This is a genomic window from Sinomonas sp. G460-2 (assembly GCF_047759905.1).
Lineage (GTDB): Bacteria > Actinomycetota > Actinomycetes > Actinomycetales > Micrococcaceae > Sinomonas.
In genome coordinates this window covers 1-9,539 of the sequence record NZ_JBKZWT010000129.1, presented here as the reverse complement: position 1 = coordinate 9,539, position 9,539 = coordinate 1, and the positions used below count along the sequence as shown (strand labels likewise).

The 9,539-nt window shown below is 68.2% G+C and carries 10 protein-coding genes and 1 pseudogene; 4 read left to right on the top strand and 7 right to left on the bottom strand.

Annotated features, from left to right (window positions below):
* The first annotated feature begins 55 nt into the window (after positions 1–55).
* Entirely contained in the window at positions 56–538 is a 483-nt protein-coding gene (locus ACLN58_RS12855; RefSeq protein ID WP_415855656.1) for a YbaK/EbsC family protein, read from the top strand.
* Positions 539–693: 155 nt separating this feature from the next.
* Here the strand turns inward: ACLN58_RS12855 and ACLN58_RS12850 are convergent, their stop codons facing one another.
* The 6 genes from ACLN58_RS12850 to ACLN58_RS12825 form a co-directional block, all read right to left on the bottom strand.
* Positions 694–1,164, bottom strand: a complete 471-nt coding sequence (locus ACLN58_RS12850) for a hypothetical protein (protein ID WP_415855655.1) — start codon at positions 1,162–1,164, stop codon at positions 694–696.
* A 19-nt stretch (positions 1,165–1,183) separates the two neighbouring features.
* Positions 1,184–1,573 (bottom strand): hypothetical protein, encoded by a 390-nt coding sequence (locus tag ACLN58_RS12845; RefSeq protein WP_415855654.1) that lies wholly within the window; start codon positions 1,571–1,573, stop codon positions 1,184–1,186.
* Between the two features lie 97 nt (positions 1,574–1,670).
* Positions 1,671–3,809 (bottom strand): DNA/RNA non-specific endonuclease, encoded by a 2,139-nt coding sequence (locus tag ACLN58_RS12840; protein WP_415855653.1) that lies wholly within the window; start codon positions 3,807–3,809, stop codon positions 1,671–1,673.
* A 113-nt stretch (positions 3,810–3,922) separates the two neighbouring features.
* Complete coding sequence (locus ACLN58_RS12835; protein ID WP_415855652.1) at positions 3,923–4,285, bottom strand: DUF6507 family protein; 363 nt, start codon at positions 4,283–4,285, stop codon at positions 3,923–3,925.
* Positions 4,282–5,367, bottom strand: coding sequence for a DUF6177 family protein (locus tag ACLN58_RS12830; RefSeq protein ID WP_415855651.1), 1,086 nt, complete (start codon positions 5,365–5,367; stop codon positions 4,282–4,284). Before ACLN58_RS12830 ends, ACLN58_RS12835 begins: the two co-directional genes overlap by 4 nt.
* Positions 5,368–5,491: 124 nt before the next feature.
* Positions 5,492–7,093: an ABC-F family ATP-binding cassette domain-containing protein gene (locus ACLN58_RS12825; RefSeq protein ID WP_415855650.1), complete on the bottom strand. Its 1,602-nt coding sequence runs from the start codon at positions 7,091–7,093 to the stop codon at positions 5,492–5,494.
* 185 nt (positions 7,094–7,278) lie between these two features.
* On the opposite strand from ACLN58_RS12825, the gene ACLN58_RS12820 reads away from it, so the two are divergent.
* Genes ACLN58_RS12820 through ACLN58_RS12810 form a run of 3 tightly spaced genes read left to right on the top strand, consistent with a single transcriptional unit; the run spans position 7,279 to position 9,238 of the window.
* A complete protein-coding gene (locus tag ACLN58_RS12820; RefSeq protein WP_415855649.1) occupies positions 7,279–7,905 on the top strand; it encodes a biotin transporter BioY in 627 nt (208 codons plus the stop codon).
* On the top strand, positions 7,902–8,615 hold the full coding sequence (locus ACLN58_RS12815) for an energy-coupling factor ABC transporter ATP-binding protein (protein ID WP_415855648.1): 714 nt from the start codon (positions 7,902–7,904) through the stop codon (positions 8,613–8,615). Before ACLN58_RS12820 ends, ACLN58_RS12815 begins: the two co-directional genes overlap by 4 nt.
* On the top strand, positions 8,612–9,238 hold the full coding sequence (locus ACLN58_RS12810) for an energy-coupling factor transporter transmembrane component T family protein (protein WP_415855647.1): 627 nt from the start codon (positions 8,612–8,614) through the stop codon (positions 9,236–9,238). Before ACLN58_RS12815 ends, ACLN58_RS12810 begins: the two co-directional genes overlap by 4 nt.
* An 85-nt stretch (positions 9,239–9,323) precedes the next feature.
* Here the strand turns inward: ACLN58_RS12810 and ACLN58_RS12805 are convergent.
* A pseudogene (locus ACLN58_RS12805) lies at positions 9,324–9,539 on the bottom strand (acetyl-CoA C-acyltransferase); the annotation flags it as partial.

Genomic DNA, 9,539 nt, shown 5'->3' with positions numbered 1-9,539 from the left:
AGCGGCCCACCGCCGAAGAGGAAGAGGACGCCATCCTCGACGCCCAGGGCTTCCGGTGACCGGGTTGGACGGCGACCGCCCCGCCGTCGACCGCGTGCGCCGGGCCCTGCTCGCCGCTGGCCTGCCGGACACCGTGAAAACGTTCGACGACGACGTGCCCACCGCGGTCGCGGCGGCCGAGGTCCTCGGGTGCGAGGTGGGTGCGATCGCGAACAGTCTCGTGTTCGAGCTCGACGGCGCCCCGCTTCTCATCCTCGCGAGCGGGGCCGCCCGGGTCGATACGAGGCTCGTCGCGCGGCAGCTCGGTTCGGGGAAGATCAAGCGCGCGACGCCCGAGTTCGTGCTCGAGCACACAGGGCAACGCGTGGGCGGCGTCGCCCCGGTGGGGCATCCAGAACCGTTGCGGACGCTCATCGACGTGCATCTCAGGGGCTATCCCCTGTTGTGGGCAGGCGCGGGCGACCACCAGTCGATGCTCACCATCAGCTACGCCGACCTGGCCCGGGTGACGGCCGCGGAGCCGCTCGAGGTGCGTTAGGGCATCCGAACCTGCCGGACGTCAGCGCGAGCTCGTCCACTCACGAACTGATCGCGAACTGCATCGGAGAGGTAGGCCGGCGCCTCATTCAGCGCTGCGATCTCGTAGCCATACTCACTTTCGAGATGGATCTCCACCGAGTACAAGATCTGCCCTCAGCCTTGAGCAGTCTCAAAACCGCCCTGCGCCAGACGTTCTACGAGCCAGTCAGGCCGCTCATCCTCGTCACGCGGGAATGTGCGCTGATCTAGAACGTAGGCCTCCGGATCAACCGGCGGGTCCCACGTTGGCTCGTCATCGTAGTTGTAATCAGCGGTGGCGCCGCCGGAGGGCGTAACTTCAACCCGTAGTCCATACCATGTGCCGAGGCCCTCCTGGTATGACGTCTCGCGCAATTCCCTCACGGCAAGAAACAGAGCCTCGCTGCCCGTCACCGCGTTTACTCGTCCCTCTGGCGTCGCATACTGCCCCGTTGGATTGACAGCAAGGATCTGTCCCTGAAGAACGCTAACGAGCGAAGAAGCCGAAAGGACTATGCGCTCGTCTCCCGGAGAAAGCAGACGATACAGCTCAACCCCCACCTTGTTGAACGCCTCGCCTTGGGCGAACAGACCGCCTTCGGACATCAGATCACTTCCCTTCGCATCAGCGCTTGCCACCACGCGCGATGTGGCGCGCGATCTTCTTGTTCCCCTCCGCCAGCTGCTTCTTCAGCCACTCCGGCTGATGAGCCTCATCGCGGGGAAACACCTCAAAATCATTCACGTACGCGACAGGATCCGGCGGGGCATCCCATTCGGGTTCATCGTCGTAATTAAACTCAGCTGCAAGGTTACCGAATTCGGCCACCTCAATGCGGGCACTGAACCAGGTGCCCTCATTTTCACGGTAACACGCTGATCGCAGATCCTTTAACTTGTCACGAAGCTCCCGGCTCAGGTGAATTTCATTCACACGGCCCTCCGGACCTTCATATCTGCCATTTGGATTCAACGCATATGCTTCATAGGATCTGAGCTTTACTAATGCGCGCATGCGGAGGATGATTTGCCCGTCACCCTCGGCTCGACTACGGCGGAGTTCGCTACCAATTTCTTCAAGGATGTCTCGCGAATCAACGCGGTCAGATTCCCTACTCATTATCAAATTCCCTAACAATTGGCTTCTTGCCATTAGTCGAATACCAAACGTCAAATCCGGTCGGGACCGTCCGAGTCTCGCGGTAGTCGATACGAATGTCGACTTCGATTCTGAACTTCGGATCGGACCTCAATGCCGACCTCCACTCCCCCTCGAGGTTGCCGAAGCTGTCACCGATACCACGATTCACTTCGCGCAACATGGCAATCAGATTGATTTTCTCGCCTCCACCACCGGTGGAGTCGGCGAAGACGTGGCCACCCTCGAATTCGTCACCACCCTGGCGCCCAACGCTCGCCTGCGCAGTTGGGATGCGGTCGCCCGTCCCGAGCGAGAGCGCCTCTGTGTAAGCCCGGACCACCCGGCTTCTGGCATCGGTCAGGAACACGTGAGCGTGGCTCACCCCGTCAAGTTGTGCGTCAACACGAGGATGAATGACATATGTGACGTTCGCCTCCGGCTTCATCAGGTCCCAGAAACGGTTCCCCTTCGTACCATAACGCCCCTCAACGTAGACGACCTTGCCGTGCTCGCCCGTATAGAAGTCTCCCCTCCCCTCAATGTGATAGAGCGTATTCGGCTGTAAGTTCATCTGGCGAGATATGGGCGTCTGGGGCTTCTTGATCACGTCGGCCGACACAGAAACCTCGTGCCGATACTCCGGCCGAGCAAACTGCTCCGGAACGGTGAAATGGTCTCTGTAGTGGATCGGCTGACCAGCTGGCGGCGCTTCGACAGCCTGCTGCTGGTCCACGCTTGACGTCTCGGCCCGCGCCTCCGGCTGCTGGCCGGGCCCGCGGACTCTGTCCGGCTCCGGGTGCGCGGGCGCAGCGTCCCCATGGCCCATGTCGAGGCGGGTTTCATGGGCACCGAGGTCGGAGAGCGTCTCGCTCGCGTGGCGGCCGCGCGTTGCGGCGTCCGGCCCGGCCTTCTCCAGCTCGGCAAGACGCTGTTCGGTTGACCCGGCGACGTGCCCGACCGTCTTGCCCGCGCCTGCAGCCGCGTCCTCGGCGGTTCGTCCGCCTTGGGCCGCTTCCTCGACAGTCTTGGACCCCTTGGCGAGCTTCGATGCCGCGCTCGCGCCCTTGAGGGCACCCGCCGCCTCACCCGGCCCCGGGAGGAGAAAGCCTCCGACGCCGACCGCCGCCATTCCGAGGGCCTCGCCAGGGTTCTTCCCCCAGGTGTCCCACGCCACGAGCGACTTGGCCATGGCCTCGACGTTGTCGTTGACCTCCTTGAACACGGGCACACCCATCCGGCCGAGGATCGGCGAGAGCGGGTTCAGCGCCAGTGCGATCGAGCCGATGCCGACCGCGAAGCCCTTCCACGAGCTCGCGTAGGCCTCCCCTCGCCAGAACTCGTCCCGCTGCGCGTCATACCCGAGTGCGAGCCCGCCCAGTCCCTGCACCGTCTCGTTCATGGAATTGCCAGCGCCCCACCAGATGCTTTCCCCGCAGTTGCGATCCTCTTCGGCCCGCTGGCCCCAGGGCAGATCCACCGCCCCGGCACCGGATAGCTTGAGCTCCCACGACTCGATCCGAGAAACGGGCGCCACGGACACCGTGCGCTGCCGGTTGATCTCGTCGGCACAGTCGGCCTCGGCCTGGCTCAGCTTCGCGAACGCATCCGCCACGCGGTCCAGCAAACGGTTGTTCCGATCCACATAGGATCCCGACTCGTGCCACGGGGCAAGGATCTGCGGGCCGGCAGGCCCCGAACGCGCGGTCTCGCCCTTCGAAATCAAGTAGTCCACCGGATCCTGAGGCGACAGCAGCGCACCCATCGCGACGCCGTCGACCATCCCCGAGGCGCCCATCCCTGCCGTGGCGAGCGCGTCGAATTCGTACCGTTTGGTCTCGGACGCGTTCACCCATACGAGCCCGTCCGGGCCCACCTCCTCCACGAACGCCATCGCGTCGGCCCGCACGGACGCGAGATCCGCCTTGATCGGCCGAATCCGCTCCGCGTACTCATCGAGGGTTCGCGAGACGGCGTCCAGCCGTCCCGCGAAGTCGCGGGCTGCCTGGTTCGCTGGCTCCATCGCCCCGTACACGATCGGTGCCTCAGGGGACTCGAACGCCGCCGGGAGACCAGCCCACGCCGCCTCGACGCCATCCGCCCCGGTCGCCACCCGACGTCTCGACGCAATCAGGGTCTCCGCGACAGTCCGCACCCGCCCGGGATCCAGCTCCTCGCCCGGGATCCGATCCGGGGCGATGAGACCGCCAGCTCCCGCCACGGCCGCTACCATGCCGTGTTCCGGCCTTTGAACCGGGGCTGATCCTCGAACGACGTTGCCTGCCCGGCATCGCGCACGAAGTTCGAGGCCATCTCCTCGTCGCCCGCCACGTAGGCCTCGGCAGCAGACGCAGTCCCCGTGAGGGCCGCCGAGTATCTGCTCATCATCGACGTGAGCGGGCCCGAGGCCTGCTCCTCGAGAAATGAGGCGAACGCTGACGCGACCACCCCATCACCACCAGCCCCGCCGGCCAAGGACTCGGGCGCCGAGGACAGGGCATTAAGCCCGCCTCGAATCTGCTCCACCGAATCCTGAGCCGAGACCAAGGCGCTGCTCACCCCACGAGGGACGAGTCTCCAGCCACTCACCACCGTGCCCCCTTCGTTTCCACGATGACTCCCTCCAAATTGGTGCCACGATCAGCTCCGCCGCCCGAACCTCCCCGACGAGGAGCCGCGAACGCGCGGCCGATCGCTTCGCTTCCGAGCGCCTCTGCGAACCTTTGTGCCTCGTCCCATGGCGGGAGCGCGGCCCCCGCGAAGGTCGCGACGATTGACGGCACGCGAAGCTTCCCCGCGGTTCGTACCGCGAAATCGCGACCCAACCCATCGACGTCGCGCGCCATGGAGCGCACGGCGCGCGGCCCGATAAGGGCCGCGACCGGCACGGGCGGCGGATCCGGAGTCAGTGCGCTCATGAGATCGTGGGCACCGAGTTGGGCCGTGACGGTGCCGAGGACGGGGAGCGGGACCTCATGGGCGACGGCGGCGAGGGCGTCCGCGGCCTTCTCCCCCACCACCGCGAGATCCATCGACGCCGGTCCGAGCAGCGCAACACCGCTCACCGTCTCCTCGACGCCAGTCCGCGTGCGCTTGATGAGGGACGTCATCTGGATCCCGTCTCCGACGAGGACGAGGCGCAGGTCGGCGGGCATCCGCCGGCGGACGGCCGCGGTGTACGCGGCACGGTCCCAGTCCAGAGTCGCGGGCTCGTAGGGACCCCACGCTGTGAGTGGGCCGCCGGCCAGGTGTAGGGCAAGGAGTTCTCCTGGCCGGCCGAGGGTCGCCGCTTCGAGCGGCGGGTAGTGGACGGTTACGGAGAACGTCGCCTGGTAGGCATCGAGATCCGCCGGTCCGGGCGTGTAGGCGCGCACCGAGGGCTGCCCGCTCAGGAGGGCCTCAAGATCCTCGTGGAGCGCACCGTCCCGCGCGTCGACAAACCCGGCGCTGACGGCCCCGATCCGGCGCCCACCCACGCCGTCGAGCACAAAGCGAGCCAGCCAGGTCCAGCGCGGGCCGCCGGGGCTGACGACGACGGGCACGAGGCCGTGCTTCACGGCCCCGACCATGAAATCCACGAGCGGCTCACTCAGCGCGACAACGCTACCCCCGAGCTGGGCGCACGCGAAGCGCCCGACACACCGCTCGAGCAATGGATGCTCGAAGCCCATGACCCCCCTGCATGTTTCACATCAAGCGTGCAACCCACACGCTAGGGGGTCCGCAGCCTCATGACAACCTGAGTAAACCGACTGTCAAAAAGTTAGGCAGAAGTTAAGCAGTGTTGCGTGCCGCCTAGGCGAGCGTGATGAGGTCGAGGTAGTCCGCGCTCCACAGGTCCTCGACGCCGTCCGGCAGCAGCACAACTCGTTCGGGGCTGAGGGCTTCGACGGCCCCCTCGTCGTGGCTGACCATGACGACGGCGCCCTTGTACGTCTTGAGCGCGCCGAGGATCTCGCGGCGGCTCGCCGGATCGAGGTTGTTGGTGGGCTCGTCGAGGAGCAGGACGTTCGCGCTCGAGGCGACGATCGTGGCGAGGGCGAGGCGGGTCTTCTCGCCGCCCGAGAGGACTCCGGCGGGCTTGTCGACGTCGTCGCCTGTGAAGAGGAACGAGCCGAGGATGCCGCGAACGTCCGCGTCGCCGAGGTGGTCCGGCGCGGCGCGGCGCATGTTCTCGAGGACGGTGCGGTCCGGATCGAGGGTCTCGTGCTCCTGCGCGTAGTAGCCGACCTTGAGCCCGTGCCCGGGGACGACCTCGCCCGTGTCCGGCGAGTCTACGCCCGCGAGCATGCGCAGAAGGGTCGTCTTCCCCGCGCCGTTGAGGCCTAGGATCACCACGCGGGACCCGCGGTCCACGGCGAGGTCCACGTCCGTGAAGATCTCGAGCGAACCGTACGACTTCGAGAGCCCTTCGGCCTGCAGCGGGGTCTTCCCGCATGGGGCCGGCTCCGGGAAGCGCAGCGCGGCCACGCGGTCCGAGACGCGCTCCTCCGCGACCCCGGCGAGCAGGCGCTCGGCGCGCTTCGCCATGTTCTGCGCGGCGACCGCCTTGGTCGCCTTGGCGCGCATCTTGTTCGCCTGGTCGAGGAGGACCTGAGCCTTCTTCTCCGCGTTGGCGCGCTCCCGCCGTCGTGCGCGCTCGTCGGTCTCGCGCTGGGTGAGGTAGCGCTTCCAGCCCATGTTGTAGATGTCGATCACGGCGCGGTTCGCGTCGAGGTGGAAGACCTTGTTGACGGTCGCCTCGAGGAGCTCGACGTCGTGCGAGATGACGATGAGCCCGCCCTGATGGGCCTTGAGGAAGTCCCGCAGCCACGCGATCGAGTCGCCGTCGAGGTGGTTGGTGGGCTCGTCGAGGAGCAGCGTGTCCGCGGCCGAGTACAGGATGCGCGCGAGCTCGACGCGGCGGCGCTGGCCGCCGGAGAGCGTGCGGAGCGGCTGGTTGAGGATGCGATCCGGCAGCGCGAGGTTCGCCGAAATCGCCGCGGCCTCGGCCTCCGCCGCGTAACCGCCGCCCGCGAGGAACTCCGATTCGAGCCGGTCATAGCGGCCCATCGCCTTGCGCTGCACGTCAGCGTCGTCGCTCGCCATCGCTGTCTGCGCCTCGCGAAGCTTCCGGACCACGACGTCGAGGCCGCGCGCGGACAGGATGCGGTCCCGCGCGAGCTGCTCCATGTCCGGGGTCCGCGGATCCTGCGGGAGGTAGCCGACCTCCCCGCTGCGCGTGACCGTGCCAGCCGCGGGAATACCCTCGCCCGCGAGGACGCGTGTGAGGGTCGTCTTGCCGGCGCCATTGCGCCCCACGAGCCCGATCTTGTCCCCCTTGTCGATCCGGAACGTCACCTCGTCCATGAGCAGGCGCGCGCCAGCGCGGAGTTCGAGGTTCTGGACAGTGATCACGGGGTAGGCCTTTCGGGGTCGCGGCCCAGATCCGGGCCTGGACCAGTCTACCGGCACGCACTTGTGGCGGATCGCCAACGGCGGATCGCCCCTGCTCGTGGGATGCCCACAAAATAGAGGACGACGGCGGTGCGTAGCCTTCTGAGTCAAGGGTTCGGCGTGCGCCGGGCCGCCAAGGAGGAAGCATGAGCCAGCAGACCGCGCCCCACGGCCACGGCACCTCGCGACGGCGCCGCGCGTGGGACGCCCAGTCACTCGCGCTCGTCGCCGTGTTCGCGGCCCTCATCGCGGCGTCCGCGATCGTTCCGGGCATCCCGGTGGGGAGCTTCGGCGTCCCCATCACGCTGCAGACTCTCGCCGTGGCGCTCACGGCGCTCGTGCTCGGGGGCACCCGGGCCGCGGCCGCCGTCGGCCTCTATCTCGTCCTCGCCTTCGCGGGCCTGCCCATCTTCTCGGGCGGGCGTGCCGGGCTCCAGATCCTCGCCGGCGGCTCGGCGGGCTACATCGTCGCGTTCCTCGTGGGGGCGTACGTGCTCGGGCTCCTCGCCGAGCTCGTGATCCGCCGCTTCGCGGCATCGCGCCGCGCGTTGTGGTTTGTCGTCGCGTCGCTGCTCGTCTCGGTCGTGATCATCCACGGCTTCGGCGTGCTAGGGATGATGATCAACCTCAAGCTCTCGTGGCAGGCCGCGTTCGTCGCGGACCTCGCGTACTACCCGGGCGACATCATCAAGGACATCGTCGCCGCGATCGCCGCAGTGGCCGTGCACCGCGCGTTCCCCGATGTGCTGGTGCGGAGGGTCAAGCGCGCGTGAGCCGCATCGAGCTCGACGGCGTGCGGGTTGCCATCCCGGTCGAGGACCGCCCGGACAGGGTGGTCCTCGAGGGCGTGTCCGCGACGCTCACCGAGCGGCGCATCGGCGTCATCGGGGCCAACGGCTCGGGCAAGTCGACCCTGCTGAGGCTGCTGAACGGGCTCGTCGAGCCTTCGTCTGGTTCGGTCTCGGTCGGCGGGCTCGACACGGTGCGCGACGGGCGGGCGGTGCGTCAGCGCGTGGGATTCGTCTTCACCGACCCACTCGCCCAGCTCGTCATGCCGACCGGCCGCGAGGACGTCGAGCTTTCGCTGCGCAAGCGGCACCGCTCCCGCGCCGACCGTTCCGCGGCGGCGCAGGCTGTGCTGGACCGCTTCGGCCTTGCGGCGCTCGCCGACCAGAGCGTGTACGAGCTCTCGGGCGGCGAGCGGCAGCTCATGGCGCTCGCGGCCGTGCTTGCCGTCGAGCCCGAGGTGCTCGTGCTCGACGAGCCGTCCACTCTGCTCGACCTCCGTAACCGCGAGCTCCTGCGCCGCACCGTGGCCAGTCTGGGCCAGCAGGTGGTGTTCTCGACCCACGATCTCGAACTCGCGCTCGACGCCGAGCGCATCCTCGTGGTCGACGGCGGAAGGATCGCGTTCGACGGCGACCCGACCGATGCGGTGGCGTTCTACCGTGCGCTGTGCGCGCTTCCCACGGGTCACCGATGAGGGGGCGTCCTGCCGGCGGGATTCTGGCCGGTTATGTGCCTGGGCACTCGTGGCTGCACCGGGCGCCGCTGTGGGCCAAGTTCCTCGGGGTGATCGCTGCGGGGGCGGCGAGCTTCGTGCTGCTCGACTGGCGGGTGTCTGGCGTTGCCGTCCTCGGGCTCGTGGCCGGGTGGGCCTCCGCGCGCCTCGGATGGCGACGCCTGGCCGGCTCGGGCAAGCTCATCCTGCCCCTGTGCGGCGTGCTGGGGGTTTTCCAGTGGTGGCAGCTCGGCCCGGCCCCGGCGGCGCGGATCGTGCTCAACCTCCTCATGTGCTTCCTCGCCGCGGGTCTCCTGACGGCCACCGTCCCGCTCCGGGAGCTGCTCGACGCCGTCGCCCGCCTCGCGCGGCCGTTCCGGCGCTTCGGGGCGGACCCCGAGCGCTTCGCCTTGGCGATCGCGATCATGTTGCGGAGCATCCCGGTGCTCGCCGGAGCGTTCGATGACGTGGGCGACGCCGCGCGGGCCCGCGGGCTCGAGCGGAACGTGCGGGCTCGGACCATCCCGGTGGTCCTCTCGGCGGTCGCGTACGGTCGGCGGACGGGCGAGGCGCTCGCGGCCCGAGGCCTCGCCGACGGCGACTAGCCCGACCGCCGGTTGAGGGGTCCAGAGCCCCACAATCAGCTGGCAGACCCCGCAACGGCCCGCCAGAGACCCCACAACCGGAGGGCTAGCAGGGGAGGCGGCGGGTTTCAAAGAGGGCCGCCGTGCCAATCCCGCCGGCCGAGCTGATCATCGCGAGGCACGGCGCCCCGTCCGGGAGCGACTGCGCCCGCGCGAGCAACCGGACCACGGAGACGGCCCCCGAGGCCCCGTACGCGTGACCGAGCGCCAGCGCGCCGCCGTCAGTGTTGAGCACGGCGTCGAGGGCACCGTCGTCGAGCCC

Excerpts from the sequence above, each read along its gene's own strand:
- ACLN58_RS12830 (WP_415855651.1), bottom strand. The coding sequence starts at position 5,367 with ATGGGCTTCGAGCATCCATTGCTCGAGCGGTGTGTCGGGCGCTTCGCG.
- ACLN58_RS12845 (WP_415855654.1), bottom strand. The coding sequence starts at position 1,573 with ATGCGCGCATTAGTAAAGCTCAGATCCTATGAAGCATATGCGTTGAAT.
- ACLN58_RS12810 (WP_415855647.1), top strand. The coding sequence starts at position 8,612 with ATGAGGGGGCGTCCTGCCGGCGGGATTCTGGCCGGTTATGTGCCTGGG.
- ACLN58_RS12850 (WP_415855655.1), bottom strand. The coding sequence starts at position 1,164 with ATGTCCGAAGGCGGTCTGTTCGCCCAAGGCGAGGCGTTCAACAAGGTG.
- ACLN58_RS12820 (WP_415855649.1), top strand. The coding sequence starts at position 7,279 with ATGAGCCAGCAGACCGCGCCCCACGGCCACGGCACCTCGCGACGGCGC.